16 protein-coding genes and 1 tRNA gene are annotated in these 19,620 nt (G+C 42.2%); 4 read left to right on the plus strand and 13 right to left on the minus strand.

What is annotated here, in order from left to right; translation table 11 throughout:
• Positions 1 to 200: 200 nt before the first annotated feature.
• The 9 genes from ADJ60_RS07955 to argR all read right to left on the minus strand — a co-directional run bounded on the left by ADJ60_RS07955 (position 201) and on the right by argR (position 11,657).
• Positions 201 to 272 (minus strand) — tRNA-Glu (locus tag ADJ60_RS07955).
• Positions 273 to 516: 244 nt separating this feature from the next.
• Positions 517 to 951 (minus strand): cytidine deaminase family protein, encoded by a 435-nt coding sequence (locus tag ADJ60_RS07960; RefSeq protein ID WP_049544510.1) that lies wholly within the window; start codon positions 949 to 951, stop codon positions 517 to 519.
• Between the two features lie 13 nt (positions 952 to 964).
• On the minus strand, positions 965 to 2,425 hold the full coding sequence (gltX, locus tag ADJ60_RS07965) for a glutamate--tRNA ligase (RefSeq protein WP_000031054.1): 1,461 nt from the start codon (positions 2,423 to 2,425) through the stop codon (positions 965 to 967).
• 127 nt (positions 2,426 to 2,552) lie between these two features.
• Positions 2,553 to 3,902 (minus strand): glucose-6-phosphate isomerase, encoded by a 1,350-nt coding sequence (locus tag ADJ60_RS07970; protein WP_049515882.1) that lies wholly within the window; start codon positions 3,900 to 3,902, stop codon positions 2,553 to 2,555.
• 170 nt (positions 3,903 to 4,072) lie between these two features.
• On the minus strand, positions 4,073 to 4,762 hold the full coding sequence (locus tag ADJ60_RS07980; protein WP_033687443.1) for a gamma-glutamyl-gamma-aminobutyrate hydrolase family protein: 690 nt from the start codon (positions 4,760 to 4,762) through the stop codon (positions 4,073 to 4,075).
• A 243-nt stretch (positions 4,763 to 5,005) separates the two neighbouring features.
• Positions 5,006 to 6,772, minus strand: a complete 1,767-nt coding sequence (patB, locus tag ADJ60_RS07985) for a multidrug efflux ABC transporter subunit PatB (RefSeq protein WP_049544511.1) — start codon at positions 6,770 to 6,772, stop codon at positions 5,006 to 5,008.
• Between the two features lies 1 nt (position 6,773).
• Positions 6,774 to 8,480, minus strand: a complete 1,707-nt coding sequence (gene patA, locus ADJ60_RS07990; RefSeq protein WP_049544512.1) for a multidrug efflux ABC transporter subunit PatA — start codon at positions 8,478 to 8,480, stop codon at positions 6,774 to 6,776.
• A gap of 145 nt (positions 8,481 to 8,625) precedes the next feature.
• Positions 8,626 to 11,160, minus strand: coding sequence for a DNA mismatch repair protein MutS (gene mutS / locus ADJ60_RS07995; RefSeq protein ID WP_049544513.1), 2,535 nt, complete (start codon positions 11,158 to 11,160; stop codon positions 8,626 to 8,628).
• A 50-nt stretch (positions 11,161 to 11,210) separates the two neighbouring features.
• Complete coding sequence (gene argR, locus ADJ60_RS08000; protein WP_001231476.1) at positions 11,211 to 11,657, minus strand: arginine repressor; 447 nt, start codon at positions 11,655 to 11,657, stop codon at positions 11,211 to 11,213.
• Between the two features lie 135 nt (positions 11,658 to 11,792).
• Here argR and argS point away from each other — a divergent pair, with 135 nt between their 5' ends.
• The 4 genes from argS (at position 11,793) to galU (ending at position 16,262) form a co-directional block, all read left to right on the plus strand.
• Positions 11,793 to 13,484 (plus strand): arginine--tRNA ligase, encoded by a 1,692-nt coding sequence (gene argS, locus ADJ60_RS08005; protein WP_049544514.1) that lies wholly within the window; start codon positions 11,793 to 11,795, stop codon positions 13,482 to 13,484.
• Positions 13,485 to 13,910: 426 nt separating this feature from the next.
• Positions 13,911 to 14,156 (plus strand): hypothetical protein, encoded by a 246-nt coding sequence (locus ADJ60_RS08010; RefSeq protein WP_049544515.1) that lies wholly within the window; start codon positions 13,911 to 13,913, stop codon positions 14,154 to 14,156.
• A gap of 168 nt (positions 14,157 to 14,324) precedes the next feature.
• Positions 14,325 to 15,341, plus strand: coding sequence for an NAD(P)H-dependent glycerol-3-phosphate dehydrogenase (locus ADJ60_RS08015; RefSeq protein ID WP_020903403.1), 1,017 nt, complete (start codon positions 14,325 to 14,327; stop codon positions 15,339 to 15,341).
• A gap of 21 nt (positions 15,342 to 15,362) precedes the next feature.
• Entirely contained in the window at positions 15,363 to 16,262 is a 900-nt protein-coding gene (galU, locus tag ADJ60_RS08020; protein WP_049544516.1) for a UTP--glucose-1-phosphate uridylyltransferase GalU, read from the plus strand.
• Between the two features lie 216 nt (positions 16,263 to 16,478).
• Here galU and ADJ60_RS08030 read toward each other — a convergent pair whose 3' ends face one another.
• From ADJ60_RS08030 to dapD, 4 genes are all read right to left on the minus strand, one after another.
• The gene (locus tag ADJ60_RS08030) at positions 16,479 to 17,156 is read right to left on the minus strand and encodes a rhomboid family intramembrane serine protease (protein WP_020903402.1); all 678 of its coding nucleotides are present in this window, start codon (positions 17,154 to 17,156) and stop codon (positions 16,479 to 16,481) included.
• Complete coding sequence (locus tag ADJ60_RS08035) at positions 17,140 to 17,679, minus strand: 5-formyltetrahydrofolate cyclo-ligase (protein ID WP_049544518.1); 540 nt, start codon at positions 17,677 to 17,679, stop codon at positions 17,140 to 17,142. Before ADJ60_RS08035 ends, ADJ60_RS08030 begins: the two co-directional genes overlap by 17 nt.
• Positions 17,680 to 17,690: 11 nt before the next feature.
• Positions 17,691 to 18,821, minus strand: coding sequence for an N-acetyldiaminopimelate deacetylase (locus ADJ60_RS08040; protein ID WP_049544519.1), 1,131 nt, complete (start codon positions 18,819 to 18,821; stop codon positions 17,691 to 17,693).
• Positions 18,822 to 18,888: 67 nt separating this feature from the next.
• Positions 18,889 to 19,587 carry a 2,3,4,5-tetrahydropyridine-2,6-dicarboxylate N-acetyltransferase gene (gene dapD / locus ADJ60_RS08045; protein WP_000127451.1) on the minus strand — a complete coding sequence of 233 codons (699 nt, stop codon included), beginning with the start codon at positions 19,585 to 19,587 and terminating at the stop codon, positions 18,889 to 18,891.
• Positions 19,588 to 19,620 lie beyond the last annotated feature (33 nt).

A 19,620-nucleotide genomic window follows, 5' to 3' on the forward strand; every position in this document is an offset into this window, starting at 1 on the left:
TTTTTTCATTGTTCAGTACTACAACCTTAGTTGTAGTGCCCTGCACATTGGTTCGTCTTGTTCAGTTTTCAAAGGTCTTTGTCACTCACTTCTCTCAAGCGACAACTATATTAGTATATCACAGGTGCTTTCGCTTGTCAACACTTTTTTGAAACTTTTTTAATCTTTTTTTCATCAAGTGCCTCAACCGCAACATACCATAGTCCGTACGGGATTCGAACCCGTGTTACCGCCGTGAAAAGGCGGTGTCTTAACCCCTTGACCAACGGACCAGAGTTGTTATTTTCAACTCTTACTATTATACAGGCTTTTCCTCCTTTGTCAACTACTTTTTTAAACTTTTTTAAGTGGTAACTTCTCAACGTAACTTCCACCATATCGAAACTTAATCTGAAACGCTTTCAGATGAGGGGATTTTGTGCGCTCTTTTTTCGATTCTTTTCGACTAATCAAGCATTAGTAAAACCAGTTGAACTTAAGCTTTAAGTAAAAAGAGCCAGAATTATACTGACTCTTCTATTGATTGTTAAACTTAGAAGCACGTTCTTCTCCCCACCAATATGGGATTAGTTCTGCGACTTTCACCGTCTTTCTTGTATCGTAATCCATCATGAATTCTGCATCTTTATTTTCAGCGTTCAACTCTAAGAGGAACTCTCTGCAAGCGCCACAAGGCATACCCGAACTTCCACCATAAGGTGGTTTGTCTCGAAAAGCTAAGACTTTTTTAACTTTAGTTTGTCTCGAGAATTGGTACATATTGAAGAGTGCCGCCCGTTCTGCGCAGAGATGGAAAACACCACAGGTTCCCTCCATACAGAATCCTGTAAATATTTGCCCATCTTCTGCTTCTACTGCGGCAACGACATGATTAGCATAAACAAAATCAGATACTTCATGTGGATTATACAATTTCTGTGCTTCTTCGTACATCTTTTCCCAGATGTCCATTGTTACATCCTCCTTATTTAGAGATTTCCTTTAACATATTTTCGATATGCTGTATTGATTTTTCACGTCCAAGCAAGAAAATTGTATCTGGCAATTCTGGCCCATGCATTTCACCTGAAACTGCGATACGAATAGGCATGAAAAGATTTTTTCCTTTAATACCTGTTTCTTTTTGAACTGCTTTGATTTGTGGGAAGATATTCTCTGTTACAAATTCATCATCTGTCATCGCTTCAAGTTTTGCTTTGAAGGCTTCAAGAACTGTTGGGACTGTTTCCCCCGCCATGACTTCGCGCTCTGCTTCGGTCAATTCTGGGAAATCTGAGAAGAAGAGATCTGTCAATGGAATAATTTCATCTACTGATTTCATTTGTGGTTTATAGAGCTCAACTAGTTTTTCAGCCTTGTCAGTTAAACGGCCCGCTTCCTCTAAGAATGGTTTTGCCATTTCAAAGATAGTTTCTAGGTCTGCATTCTTGATATAATCATTGCTCATCCAGTCTAGTTTTTTCTGGTCAAAGGCAGCTGGAGACTTGCTGAGGCGGTTTTCATCGAAAAGTTTAATGAGTTCTTCACGAGAGAAGATTTCATCTTCGCCACCTGGGTTCCAACCAAGAAGAGCAATAAAGTTAAAGACTGCTTCTGGAAGGTAACCTTTCTTTCGATAATCTTCGATAAATTGAAGTGTATTAGTATCACGTTTAGATAACTTCTTACCAGTCTCAGAGTTGATAATCAAGGTCATGTGACCGAACTCTGGAGCTTCCCAACCAAGTGCTTCATAAACCATGAGCTGTTTTGGTGTATTAGCAATGTGGTCGTCTCCACGGATTACGTGAGAAATCTGCATATCATGATCATCAATGACAACGGCAAAGTTGTATGTTGGGTAACCATCTTTCTTTTGGATAACCCAGTCACCACCGATATTTCCACCTTCAAATTCGATATCACCTTTGACCATATCATGCCACTTGTAGATACCTGACTCATTGACAGCCAAACGAACAGTTGGGATGATCCCTGCTGCTTCACGTTCTGCGATGTAAGCTGCTTTTTCTTCTTCACTCATACCAAGGTATTCGTTGATATATCGAGGTGTTTCGCCAGCTGCTTCTTGGCGTTCGCGTTCAGCTGCCAACTCTTCTTCTGTAACGTAAGATTTGTAGGCTTTTCCTTCAGCTAACAGTTGGTCTATGTATTTTTGATACAAGTCCAAACGCTCAGACTGGCGGTAATTTTCATGTGTTTCTGGGCTTTCATCCCAATCCATACCTAACCAACGAAGGTTTTCAAGCTGTGAACGTTCACCATCTTCGACATGGCGTTTACGGTCAGTATCTTCGATACGGATAATAAAAGTTCCACCATGATGACGTGCGTAAAGGTAGTTGAACAATGCTGTACGGGCATTCCCGATGTGTAGTAGTCCTGTTGGACTTGGTGCGTAACGTACGCGGATATCTTTTGACATAGTTTCTCCTATAAAGTCTCTAGGCGTCTGCCTTTTTGCTCTCTATATTATATCACAAGTCTTGGCTGAGGCCAATTTCTATGGATAAAGAGAGTAAAAAGAGTGGACAAGCCACTCTTTTCTTCTATTATAGACGTGCGTTAAGTTCTTTGCTCAATTCTTCAAATCCTGGTTTTCCAAGAAGGGCAAACATGTTACGTTTGTAAGCTTCAACACCTGGTTGGTCAAATGGGTTGATAGCATTCAAGTAACCTGAAAGAGCGATAGCCAATTCGAAGAAGTAGATTGTGTAACCAAGAGTGAAAGCATCTTGCTCTGGAAGAGTCACGTACATGTTTGGTACATCACCATCTGTGTGGGCAAGAAGAACACCGTCAGTTGCTTTTTTGTTTACAAAGTCAACGTCTTTTCCTTGAAGGTAACCAAGTCCATCAAGGTCTTCTTCCAAGCTAGGGATAATCACGTTTTTACGAGGTTTGTCAACACGGACAACTGTTTCAAACATGATACGAGTTCCTTCTTGGATAAATTGACCAAGTGAGTGCAAGTCAGTTGAGAAGTTGGCTGAAGTTGGGTAGATACCTTTTTGGTCTTTTCCTTCTGATTCACCAGCCAATTGTTTCCACCATTCTGAGAAGTATTGAAGTGATGGCTCGTAGTTTACCAAGATCTCAGTTGCATAGCCTTTACGGTAAAGGATGTTACGAACTGCTGCGTATTGGTAAGCTTCGTTTTCAGAGATTTTATCTGAAGTGTAGTCTTTGCGAGCTGCATTCGCACCTTCCATAAGGGCTTTGATGTCAGCTCCTGATGCTGCGATTGGAAGCAAACCAACGGCTGTCAATACTGAGAAGCGTCCACCGATATCATCTGGAACAACAAATGTTTCCCAACCGTTAGCATCTGCTTCAACCTTAACAGCGCCTTTTTGGCGGTCAGTTGTTGCATAGATACGTTTGTTTGCTTCTTCTTGACCGTATTTCTTAACCAAAAGTTCTTTGAAGACACGGAAAGCGATAGCTGGTTCAGTTGTTGTACCTGATTTAGAAATCACGTTTACCGAGAAGTCTTTGTCAGCTACGTACTCTACCAAGTCAGCAAGGTAAGTAGATGAGATTGAGTTTCCTGCGTAAAGGATTTGTGGAGCCTTGCGTTCTTCTTTTGTTTGCAAGTTTGCAAAGTGGTGGTTCAAGAAGTCGATTGCTGCTTTCGCACCAAGGTAAGATCCACCGATACCGATTACAACCAAAACATCGCTGTCTGATTTGATTTGCTCAGCAGCTTTCAAGATGCGGTCAAATTCTTCGCGGTCATAGTTTTCAGGAAGGTCCAACCATCCCAAGAAGTCGCTACCAGCACCAGTTCCTTTACGGATCAATTTATCTGCTGCTGTTACTTGTGATTGCATGTATTCCACTTCATGTGGTGCAACAAATTTGTCTAAAACTTTTGAATAATCAAATTTAATATGTGACATGTTATTCCTCCAATATTTCTTCTTTTCTATCATAACGCTTACCTTCGTTTTTTTCAAGTTTTTTTGTCGAATTTCTCCATTTTTTATCAGAATTCAAACGTTTGCGTAAAAATCCCACATTCCAAAAATTTTGAAAAAATAAAATAAAGAACGACCAGATGTCCCAGTCGTTACAGTTCATTCAATAAATACTCAAATAATTCTAAATTGCCATCTTCTTCATTAACCAGAAACTCTGGATGCCACTGCAAACCGATAATGCGGTGCTCGTCGATAGACTCAATCGCTTCAATAGTTTGGTCTCTTGGATCAATAGCAGTTACACGGAAATTAGGTGCCAAATCTTTAATACTTTGACGATGGACGGAGTTGACTTGACTTTCTTTTCCAAATAGCTTAGCCACCACGCTTCCTTCTACTGTCTCAATAGAATGAGATGTTCCGAAAGGTAGGCCTTGCCAGTGACCTTCGATTTCTTGATTGAGCGTTCCACCAAAGGCAACATTGACAAGTTGAACACCGCGACAGATTGCCATAATTGGTTTATTCTGGCGGAGAGCTTCCTTTAAGAGGGCCAGTTCAAACTCATCACGGACTAGATTGTAATCATCGCTCTCGATGGTCTTTTTCTCTCCATAAAATTGAGGATGGACATTTTGACCGCCTGTCAAGATAAGTTTGTCAATCATTTCTACATAATCGCGTACAACTGACTCATCACCAACAGGAATGACTAAAGGGAGACCACCGACTTGACGAATGCTCTCTGCGAATCTACAAGATACAGATGAATGAATGTTTTTGCCTTCTGCATCTACGGGACATAGATTTGCAGCAACTCCTACAACCGTTCTAGTCATGATGTCTCTCCTTTCGAATGTTAATACTCTTCGAAAATCTCTTCAAACCACGTCAGCGTCGCCTTACCGTACTCAAGTACAGCTTGCGGCTAGCTTCCTAGTTTGCTCTTTGATTTTCATTGAGTATAACGATAGTCCTATCATATCACTCAAAATGACTTTCGTCTAATATGTTTTTTTTAAGGCTGTGATAAATATTTTTTATGGACAAGAAAAAGCTGCCCACATAGGACAACTTCTTTCTTATTCAAAAACAAATTGATTGTGATAGAGTTCTGAATAGAAGCCACCTAGTTTCAAGAGTTCATGGTGATTACCACGTTCAATGACTTCTCCATCTTTGAGGACAATAATCTGATCAGCATTGAGGATGGTCTTCAAACGATGGGCAATAACGAAACTGGTTCTACCTGCTACAACCGCCTCCATGGCATGCTGAATCTTGCTTTCTGTCACCGTATCTACGTTTGAAGTTGCTTCATCGAGAATGAGAACTTCTGGATCTGTCATCAGGGTTCGAGCGATGGAAATCAATTGTTTCTGTCCTGTTGAGAAGATGCTCTGGTCATCATCTATAAGAGTATCGTACTTATCAGGTAAGCTTTCGATATAGTCATGAATATGGGTTGCCTTGGCTGCTGCCTCAACCATTTCCTGACTAGCATCTGGCACACCGAAACGGATATTGTCTCGAATCGTTCCGCTAAACAAGACCGAATCTTGCAAGACAATTCCCACCTTACTTCTGAGACTATCTAAATCATAGTCACGAATATCTTTCCCATCAAAATAAATCCCACCAGCATCAACATCATAAAAGCGATTGATGAGGTTCATAATAGTCGTTTTCCCTGACCCAGTCGGACCAACAACTGCTGTCATCTGGCCTTTAGGGGCAGAAATGCTCACATCTTTCAAAATAGGTTTACCAGGCAGATAAGAAAAATCGATATGACTGATTTCGACACCTTCTTGCAACTTAGTGAAGATTGGGGCCTTTTCAGGTCGGATTTCTTCCTCTGCGTCAAACATTTCCTGAATTCGTTCAGCTCCAGTAAAGGCCAACTGAAGGCTTCCCCAACTAGCCGCAACTTGGATAATAGGCTGGTAGTACTGCTGTGAAAATTGGGCAAACATAACAATCAAACCTAGGGCTGTACTAGTTTCAATAGTCTTATCATTTAATAAAACAGCTGAACCAGCAAAGATAACGATGGCTGTGTTGACCAGACTCATCCCATTCATGACAGGGAAAAGAATTCCTGAGAACATTCTTCCTTTAAAGGTTGCCTTGCGTACGCGCTCATTTTGTTCAAGAAATCCTGCCATCATATCCTCTTGAATCCCTTGAACAATGACAGCTTTTTGACCTGAGATACTCTCATCCATATAGGCGTTGAGTTTCCCTACCTCTTTCTGCTGGAGATTGGTGTATTTGCGTGCCATTTTTACGATGAAAATCAGCATGAGGAAGGCTATTGGTGTGCTGGCAATGGTGATGAGAGCCAGCGTCACATTCCTCGAAAACATGACAAGAATCAGACCGATATATAAAACAATATTGCTCATGACCTGAATCAAGCTTTCGTTAAAGGCTTGGAGGATATTATCCAAATCACTGGTAAAACGAGACAGGATATCTCCATCTTGTCGGCGGTCAAAGAAAGAAACCGTCAAGCGAGCAAGCTTACCGAAGAGGCCTTTGCGCATCTCGTTAGTCGACTCTGCAATCACACGCGTCATGAGACACATGTATATCACACTAGAGATAAATAGAACCAAAACCAGCAGTCCAAGATTGACCATGATTCCTGATAGACTTTGCCAAATAAGTTCTGGATTGCCATCTTGATAAGCTTGAACTAAATTAGCTAGCTGCGTCACTGCTTGTCCAGAAAAGACCGGAAAGAGGGCTTGAGCAAGAGTCGCTAAAACAATCATCAGGATAACAACTACAAATGATAGCTTATAAACTTTAAAATAATTCCAAAAAAACTGAACTGTCTTCATTTTACTCCTCCTTCCCTTTCTGTGTTTCATAGATTTCACGGTAAACGGTATTGTTGGCAACCAAGTCTGCATGCGTACCTTGACCAATCAATCGTCCTTGATCTAGAACCAAGATCTTGTCTGCATGGACAACCGAGCTAATCTTTTGCGCGATGATAATAGTTGTCGTTCCCTTCAAGTCCTTATTCAAGGCTTCTTGAACAAGGCGCTCTGACTTAGCATCCAAGGCTGAGGTCGAATCGTCAAAAATCAGAATACGTGGATTGCTGACAATCCCACGCGCAATCGACATCCTTTGTTTTTGCCCACCAGAGAAGTTGGTTCCTCGTTCCTCAACTGGACTTTCAAAGGTTTTCTCCATACGATGAATGAATTCACTAGCCTGGGCAATATTGGCTGCTCGCTCCATTTCAAATAGAGTAGCATCTCCCTTACCCTGTCTCAAGTTATCTGCAATCGTTCCACTGAAGAGAATGGCACGTTGAAGAACGATAGAAACAGTTTTACGCAGGGTTCCTTCACTCACTTCTCGAATATCCTTGCCTCCGATTTTGATGGCCCCTTCCTGTGGGTCAAAGAGGCGTGGAATCAATTGAGCCAAGGTTGATTTTCCTGCACCAGTCGCTCCAACGACACCAACCATCTGACCAGGTTCAATAGTAAAGCTCACATCTTTCAGCATCGGTTCCTTATCCATTGGATAGGTAAAGGTCACATTTTCAAAGCTAAGACTTCCGACCAACTCTTCATCTGGGACATCCTTGAAGGTCATGGCTGGCTCTGCATCCAGAATTTCTCGAATACGACGCAGAGAAATCATAGCACGACTGACAGAATTTCCTAAAAATCCAACCATAACAATGGTAAAGATAATCTGGCTTAGGTAATTAACAAAGGAAGCAATAGAACCCACAACAGAAGGATCCGACTGAACCATCCCTGCAACTAGCCAAATAGAGAGGAATACCGCCCCATAGCCAACTAACATCATAAAGGGTTCCACCACTGAAAAGGCATAACCAATGTAAAGGTTTTGACCAAGAAGCTCGTCTGAGACCTCCGAAAACTTAGCAAACTGCTCTTTTTCTTGGACAAAGGACTTGACCACACGAACACCGCGCAGATTTTCCTTGGCAATAGCATTGATGCGCTCAAGAAGGGTTTGGAACTTAGCAAAACGTGGCCCCATCATCCCCATCATGACAGCAGTCAAACCAAAAATTAAGATCACCATGAGAACAATCACCCACCACAGAGATGGCAAAGTTTGAACCGCAAGGATAAAGGAACCTATGAACAAGAGGGGGAGTCTGAAAAGAATTTGGAAGGTCATCATGACCACGTTCTGAATCTGGTTGATATCGTTGGTCATTCGAACGACTAGATTTCCCGCATTAAATTGTTCAATATTAGCATAAGAAAAGGTTTGGATTTTACGGAAGGCATCCTCTCGAAGGTCAGATGAAACTCCTTGAGCAATATAGGCTGCAAGGACAACATTGAGCCCACCAGCAACCAGACCGACCAAGGCAACACCAATCAACCAAGCCCCGATACTATAAATGGCTTCATATTTCCCAGCAAGTAGGGCGTCTAACACTTCCTGCAGATAACGCGGTTGCAGAAGTGAACTAGCAACCATCAAGCCCGTCATCAGAAGCGAGGCCAGTGCCTGCCACTTATAGGTTTTGATTTTCTGAATCAGCATATTTTCTCCTTAAAAAATAGACAAAAGGGAGCGACAATGCGTCAGCTCCTTTTCATTCTGTTTGTGTGATGTTATTCTAGCAAAAAAGTGAGAACTTGTCAAAGAAGTCTCCTTGATACAGCTAGAATGACAAGTAATTCATTCTTTATAATTTTTGTTTTAACTCGACCAAGACATTCATAGCCTGCATAGGTGTCATATTGTAAACATCCAGTTTAGCTAATTCTGCTAGGATAGGATGTTCTTCAGTCGTATCAAAGAGTGAAATCTGTTCTGTGACAGCACTTGTTTGTCTCATAGGATTAGGATTTTCTGTACCTTGATTCTCTAACTGAGTCAAAATCTTGTCCGCCCTTGCTAAAAGGTCTGCTGGTAAGCCAGCAATCTTGGCAACATGGATACCGTAGGATTTATCAGCTGGTCCTGGTTCAATCTTGTGAAGGAAGGTGACCTGCCCATCCTGCTCCAAGGTTGCCACGTGGACATTGACCAAGTGTTGTAAACTAGACTCCAGACTAGTCAACTCATGGTAGTGGGTCGCAAAGAGAGTCTTGGCTCCGATATGTGCATGGATGTATTCGATGATGGACTGGGCAAGAGCCATCCCGTCATAAGTTGCAGTTCCACGACCTAACTCATCAAAGAGAATGAGAGAGTTCTTGGTCGCATGCGAAATAGCATTATTGGCCTCCATCATCTCCACCATAAAGGTTGATTGACCTGAAACCAAGTCATCGGCTGCTCCGATACGGGTAAAAATCGCATCAAAAATCGGTAAATGGGCGCTTTCTGCTGGCACATAAGATCCCAACTGAGCCATAACCGCCGTCATGGCTAACTGACGCATATAGGTTGACTTTCCGCTCATGTTGGGCCCTGTAATCAGTTGAATACTGGTATCTTCTGCCATCTGAATCGTATTTGGAATATAGGTCTGAGCCCCCATAACCTTTTCAACGACAGCATGGCGCCCTTTCTGGATATCAATTCGCGAATCCTCTCCGAACTCTGGCCGAATCAAATGCTGGGTTTCAGCCACAACCGCCAGACTCTGTAAGACATCAACTGTCGCAATTCCTTGAGCTAGAGCCTGCAAACGCTGGATATACTTACTGACTTCCTCACGGATGCGCATAAAGATTTCGTACTCTAGGTTAGCTGACTTTTCACGCGCCTCCAGCATATCTCCTTCGATACGGGCTAATTCTTCGGTTCCAAAACGTTCTGAGTTTTTCAGCGTCGCCTTGCGGAAAAAGTGAGCAGGCACATTTCCCAGTTGCGAATTGGTCACATGGAAATAGTAGCCATCCTTTTTATTGTAGTCAATCTTAAGCGTGCTGATACCAGAGTTTTCGCGTTCCTTAGCCTCAATCTCAGCAATCCAGCCAGTCCCTTCTCTGAGAACGCGACGGTACTTGTCTAAAGTCTCATCAAATCCAGTGCGGATAATGCCACCTTCTGTAATCACATGAGGAGCTTCAGGAGCAATCGCTGCGCTAATCAAACTCTCCAACTCAGGAATTCCATCCAGTTGTTCTATAAAATAAGCTAGAGCAGGTTGCTCCATGCCTTCTAAAATCGCACGAATCCGTGGCACACTAGACAAGGTAGTCGCCAACTGCAAGAGATCCTTGGGATTGGTTTTACCAAAAGAAACCCGACTAGCCAAGCGCTCAATGTCATAAACACCCTTGAGACTGTCTGTCAAATCACTACGCTCAAAGAAATGGTCGAGAAAGACCTGCACCACTTCTTGGCGTTGGACGATTCGTTCCTTATCAATCAGGGGGCGATGAATCCAAGACCGCAAGAGCCGCATACCCATAGCTGTTTTGGTTTCATCCAAAAGCCAGAAAAGACTGCCTTGCTTCTTGCCTGATCGAGCATTCTCAACCAAATCCAGACTAGCCTTGGTCGCATAATCCATCTGCAAGAAATCCTTGATTTCATAGCGGATAACAGGCTTGAGGTGGTTCAATTCCCTCATCTGAGTTCGATGGACATACTGGAGCAACTTACTAGATGCCGCTTGCTCCACAGCTGCTAATCGTGAATCCAGTAAATGAAGGTCTTCAAAGCCTTCTTTTTCATAGGAAAGTACCAGATTCATCTGACGACTAAGGATTTGTTCCTCTTCCTCAGACAAGTCATAGCCCAGCACCACTTCTCGCGCCTTGAGATTACGGATTTCCCCACAAACCAGCGTGAAATCCAAAAGACCTGTCACATAAAAGTCACCCGTCACCAGGTCCATATAAGCTAGGCCAAATTGATTGCCTTTGCGGTCTATGGCAACCAAGAAATTGTTCTGACTATCCGGCTTACTGCTATCGACCACTGTCCCTGGCGTAATGACCTGAACAACCTCTCGTTTTACAACCCCAACTGCTTGTTTAGGATCTTCCATCTGTTCAGCAATGGCTACCTTATAGCCCTGCTCAATCAAGACATCGATATACTGTTGGGCAGAATGATAGGGAACACCCGCCATAGGAATCGGATTGTCGGCATTCTTGTTGCGACTCGTTAAGGAAATTTCCAGAATCTGCGCAGCATTGACCGCATCCTCATAAAATAATTCATAAAAATCACCCATCCGAAAGAGCAAAAAAGCATCTGGATATTGCTTTTTAATATCCACATACTGTTGCATGCCGGGTGATAGCTTTTCTGTCGCCATTTTCCGTCTCTCCTTGTCAAAAATAAGTCTTGAGAGCAACTCCCAAGACCTTACTTATCTTTCATCAAATCTAGCAAACGATCTTCCATGAGTTTGGCAACGTGCTGGTCTCGACAAATGACCAATAAGGTATTGGCACCAGCAACTGTTCCTAAAATCCATTCATCCTTGTTTGCATCTACAATATTTGCCAAAACAGAGGCTTCTCCCAATTTGGTATGAAGCACCAAGGTAAACTCTGCTCTTGCAACACCTTCTAAATGATGAGACAAAAATTCCACCAAATCAATCTTTTCTGTCTCATTTGCTAGTACATAATACACCATATCATTTTTCTTGACCTTGGTCAAGCCGATTTCGCGCAAATCACGAGATAGAGTTGTCTGCGTCACAAAGACATTGTGTGCCTCCAACCGATCTTGAATTTCTTTTTGTGTACTTAATTTCTCCTCAGTAATCATTTTTTTTATTAACTGATGACGATCTCTTTTTCTCATAAAATCCTCTTATATGCATATTTATAACTAATTTTATAACTATATTATACCAAAAAAATAGGAGATTTCAAAAATTTTTTCTTCTTTCTTTAAAATTGTGATAAAATAGTAGAAAAGTCCAAAAAGGAGCTCTTAATGAATACAAAAGAATTGATTGCTAGCGAGTTGGCTAGCGTCATTGATAGCCTAGACCAAGAGGCTATTTTAAATTTACTGGAAACCCCTAAAAACTCAGAAATGGGAGACATTGCTTTCCCTGCTTTTTCACTTGCAAAAGTCGAACGTAAAGCACCTCAAATGATTGCTGCTGAACTGGCTGAAAAAATTAACAGCCAAGCCTTTGAAAAGGTTGTCGCAACAGGACCTTACGTTAACTTTTTCCTTGATAAATCTGCCATTTCTGCTCAAGTATTGCAAGCTGTTATCACTGAAAAAGAACACTATGCTGACCAAACTATTGGCAAACAAGAAAATGTTGTTATCGATATGTCTAGTCCCAATATCGCTAAACCATTTTCTATTGGCCACCTACGCTCAACTGTTATCGGAGATAGCTTGTCACATATTTTCCAAAAAATCGGTTATCAAACAGTCAAGGTCAACCATTTGGGAGACTGGGGTAAACAGTTTGGCATGTTGATTGTTGCCTACAAAAAATGGGGTGACGAAGAAGCTGTAAAAGCTCATCCAATCGATGAACTTCTTAAACTCTATGTCCGCATCAACGCTGAAGCTGAAAACGACCCTAGCTTGGATGAAGAAGCGCGCGAATGGTTCCGTAAACTTGAAAATGGAGATGAAGAAGCTCTCGCTCTTTGGCAATGGTTCCGTGATGAAAGTTTGGTGGAATTTAACCGCCTTTACAATGAATTGCAAGTCGAATTTGACAGCTATAACGGGGAAGCCTTCTACAACGATAAAATGGATGCAGTTGTAGACATTCTTTCTGAAAAAGGTCTTCTTGTTGAATCAGAAGGTGCCCAAGTTGTGAATCTTGAGAAATATGGAATTGAACATCCTGCCCTCATCAAGAAATCTGATGGAGCAACTCTCTATATCACACGTGACTTGGCTGCAGCCCTTTACCGTAAAAACGAATACCAATTTGCTAAATCTATCTATGTCGTTGGTCAAGAGCAATCTGCCCACTTTAAACAGCTCAAAGCTGTCTTGAAAGAAATGGGCTACGACTGGAGTGAAGACATTACTCATGTTCCTTTTGGTTTGGTTACAAAAGAAGGGAAGAAACTCTCTACTCGTAAAGGGAATGTCATCTTACTAGAGCCTACTGTTGCAGAGGCCGTTAGTCGTGCCAAGGCCCAAATCGAGGCTAAAAATCCTGAACTAGAAAACAAAGACCAGGTAGCGCATGCTGTTGGGGTTGGAGCCATTAAATTCTATGACCTCAAAACCGACCGTACAAATGGATATGATTTCGACCTAGAGGCTATGGTATCTTTCGAGGGGGAAACTGGACCTTACGTTCAATATGCTTACGCTCGTATCCAATCTATCTTACGTAAAGCAGACTTCAAACCAGAAACAGCTGGCAACTATAGCTTGAATGATGCTGAAAGCTGGGAAGTCATCAAACTCATCCAAGATTTCCCACGTATTATTAACCGTGCGGCGGATAACTTTGAACCTTCTATCATTGCTAAATTTGCAATTAGCCTGGCTCAAGCCTTTAACAAGTACTATGCACATACACGTATCCTAGACGAAAATCCTGAGCGCGACAGCCGTTTAGCCCTCAGCTACGCAACCGCAGTCGTTCTAAAAGAAGCCCTTCGCTTGCTTGGAGTAGAAGCACCTGAGAAGATGTAAATCGCCAAAGTTACTTGATTGCAGAGCAATCTAAGTAACTAACGTCAAATCCTATTCGGACTTTGGCTAGGCGCTTCACTAGTTTTAGGACATAAATATGATTGATTTATGTCCTAAAACGTCGTAATCTTAAAGTTATTGGAACTAAAGTTCCTAATTGTTAGACGCTAGAAGCTTGTATGCGGACTAGCTAACTGCTCCACTAGTCATGGTCTCTAAATATAATCGATTTAGAGACCATGACGTCGTAATCTTCAAGTTACTTGATTGTAAAGCAGTCTAAGTAACTAAGACCAAATCCTATACGTAATTTGGTTTAGAGGTCTATCAAAAATCTTATCAAGTTTTGCTGGCTTGTTCTACTATTTTAGATCCACTAAATCGATTTATTCACTACTATTTCTTTATCATACAGGGAGATTTCCTATGAGCCAATATGCTTATATCCTCGTTGTGATTAGCTTGGTTTTCCTTTTTCTGCTTAATAAGTACGAGAAGGAAAGACTGCAAAAACTCTACCAAGAACAACTTTTAAAGGATGAAACATTTAGGACTGATATCAAAGAGAAAATTCAAACGACTGAAAATATCAATGATGTCATTGCATATATCAATAAAACTTACCATCTGGGAATGTTGCTATCAAAAGACATTACAGATCAATTGAAATAAACCTAGTTATTCTTTAAGGAATATCAAAACCGAGACTAAGAGTTTATTACTTAGGCTCGGTTTTTGTATATTTTTCAAGCAACAAAGCCATCACTCCCCAGCAATGCAAGTGCAAAATCCTCTAGAATATGATAGAATAATGGAAAGGACTCTATTAAGGAGGAAATCATGGAAAAACAAACCGTCGCCGTCTTGGGGCCTGGATCTTGGGGAACTGCCCTTTCACAAGTCTTAAATGACAATGGACACGAGGTACGTATTTGGGGAAATCTTCCCGAGCAAATCAATGAAATTAATACCTATCATACTAACAAGCACTACTTTAAAGATGTCGTTCTAGATGAAAATATCATTGCCTACACTGACTTAGCAGAGGCATTAAAAGATGTAGATGCGATTTTGTTTGTTGTCCCAACAAAAGTGACACGACTTGTTGCCCAACAAGTTGCAAAAACCTTAGACCATAAGGCTATCATCATGCACGCATCAAAGGGATTAGAGCCTGATAGCCATAAACGATTATCAACTATCCTTGAAGAAGAAATTCCTGAACATCTCCGCAGTGATATTGTCGTTGTTTCAGGACCTAGTCATGCGGAAGAAACCATTGTACGTGACCTGACTTTAATCACTGCTGCTTCTAAAGATTTACAAACAGCTCAATATGTTCAGGAACTCTTTAGTAATCACTACTTTCGACTTTATACCAATACGGATGTTATCGGAGTTGAAACTGCTGGTGCTCTTAAAAATATTATTGCTGTCGGTGCTGGAGCTTTACATGGTTTGGGATTTGGTGACAATGCCAAGGCAGCCATCATCGCTCGAGGCTTGGCAGAAATTACCCGCCTAGGAGTAGCACTTGGGGCCAGTCCATTGACCTATAGTGGCTTATCCGGTGTAGGAGACTTGATCGTAACGGGAACCTCCATCCACTCTCGTAACTGGAGAGCCGGAGATGCTCTTGGTCGTGGAGAATCTCTAGCTGATATCGAAGCCAATATGGGCATGGTGATTGAAGGAATCTCAACAACTCGAGCAGCCTATGAACTAGCGCAAGAACTTGGAGTCTATATGCCAATTACACAAGCCATTTACCAAGTTATTTACCACGGAACCAATATTAAAGATGCCATTTACGACATCATGAACAATGAATTTAAAGCAGAAAATGAGTGGTCTTAACCCTCTAGAGAAAGGATTCTTATGACATCAAAAGTTAGAAAGGCAGTCATCCCTGCCGCTGGACTTGGAACTCGATTTTTACCAGCAACCAAAGCACTTGCTAAAGAGATGTTGCCAATTGTGGACAAACCAACTATCCAATTTATCGTAGAAGAAGCTCTTAAATCAGGTATTGAAGATATTCTGGTTGTCACTGGTAAGTCAAAACGTTCTATTGAAGACCACTTTGACTCGAACTTTGAGCTTGAGTACAACCTCAAAGAAAAAGGCAAACACGACTTGCTAAAATTGGTAGACGAAACAACGGGCATTCGCCTTCACTTTATTCGTCAAAGTCATCCTCGTGGGCTTGGAGATGCTGTCTTACAAGCCAAAGCTTTTGTAGGGAATGAGCCCTTCGTTGTCATGCTTGGTGACGACCTAATGGATATCACAGATGACCATGCTGTCCCTTTGACAAAACAATTGATGAACGATTACGAGACGACTCACGCATCAACAATTGCTGTTATGCCTGTTTCTCATGAAGACGTTTCAGCATATGGAGTTATAGCTCCTCAGGGTGAAGGAATTAATGGTCTCTACAGTGTCGAAACTTTCGTTGAAAAACCAGCTCCAGAAGATGCTCCAAGTGATTTGGCAATCATCGGACGCTATCTGCTCACACCAGAAATTTTTGATATCCTCGAAAATCAAGCTCCTGGTGCTGGAAATGAAATCCAGCTTACCGATGCTATCGATACGCTTAATAAAACACAACGTGTTTTCGCCCGTGAATTTACAGGAGCTCGTTACGACGTTGGGGATAAGTTTGGCTTTATGAAAACATCTATTGACTACGCCCTCAAGCACCCACAAGTCAAAGATGACTTCAAAGATTACCTCATCCAACTTGGAAAAGAATTAGCTGAAAAGGACTAATACTCTTCGAAAATCTCTTCAAATCACGTCAACGTCGCCTTGCCGTATATATGTTACTGACTTCGTCAGTTCTATCTACAACCTCAAAGCAGTGCTTTGAGCAACCTGCTTCTAGTTTCCTAGTTTGCTCTTTGATTTTCATTGAGTATAAAACAAAAAAGATAAGGTTCGAAATGCCTTATCTTTTTTCATTACACAAATTGTCTTCCAACTTCTTCACATCCCCATTCCCTTATAGAAAAGTAACACTGCGAGTCCTACAAACAAGACTACCGCTCCTAACCTCTGGCTGGTACTATACATCCGTCTTTCTCCTCGAACTGGAAAGATAATTGCTAGAAATGCTCCACCAACTGCTCCCCCGATATGGCCTGCTAGGCTGATTCCTGGAATCAGAACACTTCCAATAATATTAACCACAAAAAGTGTCAGATAGGATTGCCCCAACTGCTGGATATAAGGATTACGCGTAGCATAGCGAAGAATGATAATCGCGGCAAATAGCCCATAGAGAGAAGTAGAAGCTCCTGCTGCTAAGGATTTTGGACTAAATACAAAAACAAAGAGATTACCCATCATTCCTGATAAAAGATAGAGAAAGAAAAACTTCTTAGATCCGAAAATTTCCTCTACTTGCCTACCAAGATAATATAGCGAAAGCATATTGACAATGAAATGCTCCCAACCAATATGAACAAAAACGGCTGAAAAGAGACGCCAAAACTGCTCAGGAAAGAGCCGAATAGCAGGCCCATACATGGCTCCAAATCGAAATAGGGTATCTGCCCTGTCAAAGTTTCCACCTGTAGTCACCAACATTAGTAGAAATACCAAGGCCGTCACTAAGAGAAAGAAACTCGTCACAGGATAACGTCTGTCAAAGATTTCCTTCATCAATTAATACCTCCTGAACAGGAATATCATGGCTTTCAGGGATAAAGTCCTGAATTTGACAAGGATAGATCGTACTAAAAGTATGACCAGATAAATGTTTCAGATAGCGATCATAATAACCTCCACCGTATCCAATCCGATATCCTTCCGTCGTAAAAGCCAGACCAGGAACATGAATCAAATCAATCTGAGAGGCATCCACCACTTCCAAATCTCCCTGTGGTTCCAGTAAGCCAAAGGAAGTTTTGACCAGTTGTTGCGGATCATAGACCACAAAGTCCATGCGCCCCTTGGGATAGGTTTTGGGTATCAGAACCTTTTTGCCGTCCTTCAGCGCCTGCTCAATCAGTTCCTGCGTTTGAAACTCATGAGGAAAAGAGAGGTAGGTTGCGATGATCTTAGCTTCTTGGTAGAAGGGATGTTCCAAAAATTGATCCGTTAAAGCTTGATCCATAGCCTGTTTTTGCTCTCGAGGTAAATCCTTCATTTCGTGCAAGACTTGCTTACGTAATTCCGATTTCATAGACAAGCCCTCTACTCTGCTGCCTTCTTTTTCAGGAAACTAGAGACCGCATCCACCCCAATAGCTAATGCTTCTTCCTTAGGACTCATCTGAGAGTGATGAAGGGCATAGGGACTATCAATACCTAGCCAGAACATAACGCCATCAACTTTTGAAAGGAGATAACCAAAGTCTTCACCTGTCATAGCAGGCTCGATATCAATCAACTCGATTCCCTCTTTCTCTTCAAAGAAGTCCATCAGTTCACGCGCCAAGGCTGGATGGTTCTCAACAGGCAGGTAACCACCTTGTTTGAGTTCCACTTCGACTTCCATATCGAAGGCAGCTGCAACCCCTTCTGCAACTGTTTTGACCCTTTTTTGCACCAAAAGACTCATGTCCTGTGTCAAGGCCCGAATAGTTCCATGCAAAAAGGCTGTGTCTGTGATAACATTGTTTGTTGTTCCAGCTTGGAAAACTCCAAAGGTCACCACTGCTCCCTCGATTGGGTTGACATTGCGGCTGACAACTGACTGCACCTGGGTCACAAAGTAACTAGCCGCCACCAAAGCGTCATTGGCTTCATGCGGAAAGGCTGCATGTCCTCCTTTACCTTTAAAACGAATCTTCACCTCGCAAGTCCCTGCAAAGAGTGTATGAGTATTGGTCGCAATCTGTCCAACCTTCAAATCTGGCCGAACATGAAGTCCATAAAACTGGTCTGGCAACCAGTCTCCAAAAGCGCTATCCTCATACATGAGCATGCCACCAGCTTCATTTTCTTCAGCAGGTTGAAACAGAAAGAGCAGATTGTTCTTTGGCTGCTCCTCAAGGGCGCGCTCTAGACAGCCCAAGGCAATAGTCATATGAAAATCATGTCCACAAGCATGCATGCGGCCTTGGTGCTGAGAAGCGAAAGGAAGGCCTGTTTGTTCGACGATAGGCAGGCCATCAATGTCTGTTCGCCAACCAATGGTCCGCTCTGGCTGACTTCCCTGTAAATAGACCAAAATCCCTGTTCGCCAAGTACGAACTTGAACAAAATTCTTGCCCGCAGTCAATTTCTCAATCACATCCAACAGATAAGCTTGAGTCTTGAACTCCTTCAAGCCAATCTCTGGAATCTGGTGCAAATCTCGTCTAGTCTGAATCAAATCTAACATCTATCTATCCTCCGATATAGCAGAAAGAGGCTGGAAGAAGGGTTCCGCCTCTTTATTACTTTTACAATTATAAGGTACGAAGCGCATCCTCTAGCGCTGTTTTTTGTTGGGTTTGGGCATCAATCTCTTTGATGATACGAGCTGGAACACCTGCTACCACCACGTTTTCTGGGACATCCTGGGTAACAATAGCTCCTGCTGCGACAACTGAACCACTACCGATTTGGACCCCTTCGATAACCACTGCGTTGGCACCGATGAGAACATTGTCTCCAACACGGACTGGTTCTGCGCTAGCTGGCTCAATCACACCTGCAAGAACGGCACCTGCACCAACGTGACTGTTTTTCCCCACGATAGCACGGCCACCAAGGATAGCCCCCATGTCAATCATGGTTCCTGCACCAATTTCAGCACCGATATTGATAACCGCTCCCATCATGATAACAGCATTGTCACCAATTTCAACCTGATCACGGATAATAGCACCCGGCTCAATACGAGCATTGATAGCACGTTTATCTAGCAAAGGAACTGCAGAATTACGAGCGTCTTGCTCAACAACATAGTCTTGATTTTCTACCAAACCATCGAGAAGGGGAGCCACGTCCTTCCAATCTCCGAATAGGACATTCCCTAGTTTGACAACAGAGCTTGGTACAGCAGCTGCAAGTTGTCCCTCAAAGGTTACTTTAACACTGGTTTTCTTTTCAGCATTGGCGATAAATTGAATAATTTCTTGAGCGTTCATTTTTGTAGCAGTCATAAGCGCCTCCTAGTTCATTTTAATGATACCTAT

This window comes from Streptococcus pseudopneumoniae (assembly GCF_001076775.1).
GTDB lineage: Bacteria > Bacillota > Bacilli > Lactobacillales > Streptococcaceae > Streptococcus > Streptococcus pseudopneumoniae_G.

Coding starts and splice junctions, on each gene's coding strand:
- ADJ60_RS08015 (WP_020903403.1), top strand. CDS start 14,325: ATGGAAAAACAAACCGTCGCCGTCTTGGGGCCTGGATCTTGGGGAACT.
- ADJ60_RS08010 (WP_049544515.1), top strand. CDS start 13,911: ATGAGCCAATATGCTTATATCCTCGTTGTGATTAGCTTGGTTTTCCTT.
- galU (WP_049544516.1), top strand. CDS start 15,363: ATGACATCAAAAGTTAGAAAGGCAGTCATCCCTGCCGCTGGACTTGGA.
- gltX (WP_000031054.1), bottom strand. CDS start 2,425: ATGTCAAAAGATATCCGCGTACGTTACGCACCAAGTCCAACAGGACTA.
- patB (WP_049544511.1), bottom strand. CDS start 6,772: ATGAAGACAGTTCAGTTTTTTTGGAATTATTTTAAAGTTTATAAGCTA.
- ADJ60_RS07980 (WP_033687443.1), bottom strand. CDS start 4,762: ATGACTAGAACGGTTGTAGGAGTTGCTGCAAATCTATGTCCCGTAGAT.
- mutS (WP_049544513.1), bottom strand. CDS start 11,160: ATGGCGACAGAAAAGCTATCACCCGGCATGCAACAGTATGTGGATATT.
- ADJ60_RS07970 (WP_049515882.1), bottom strand. CDS start 3,902: ATGTCACATATTAAATTTGATTATTCAAAAGTTTTAGACAAATTTGTT.
- ADJ60_RS08035 (WP_049544518.1), bottom strand. CDS start 17,679: ATGAAATCGGAATTACGTAAGCAAGTCTTGCACGAAATGAAGGATTTA.
- ADJ60_RS08040 (WP_049544519.1), bottom strand. CDS start 18,821: ATGTTAGATTTGATTCAGACTAGACGAGATTTGCACCAGATTCCAGAG.
- ADJ60_RS08030 (WP_020903402.1), bottom strand. CDS start 17,156: ATGAAGGAAATCTTTGACAGACGTTATCCTGTGACGAGTTTCTTTCTC.
- dapD (WP_000127451.1), bottom strand. CDS start 19,587: ATGACTGCTACAAAAATGAACGCTCAAGAAATTATTCAATTTATCGCC.
- ADJ60_RS07960 (WP_049544510.1), bottom strand. CDS start 951: ATGGACATCTGGGAAAAGATGTACGAAGAAGCACAGAAATTGTATAAT.
- patA (WP_049544512.1), bottom strand. CDS start 8,480: ATGCTGATTCAGAAAATCAAAACCTATAAGTGGCAGGCACTGGCCTCG.
- argR (WP_001231476.1), bottom strand. CDS start 11,657: ATGAGAAAAAGAGATCGTCATCAGTTAATAAAAAAAATGATTACTGAG.
- argS (WP_049544514.1), top strand. CDS start 11,793: ATGAATACAAAAGAATTGATTGCTAGCGAGTTGGCTAGCGTCATTGAT.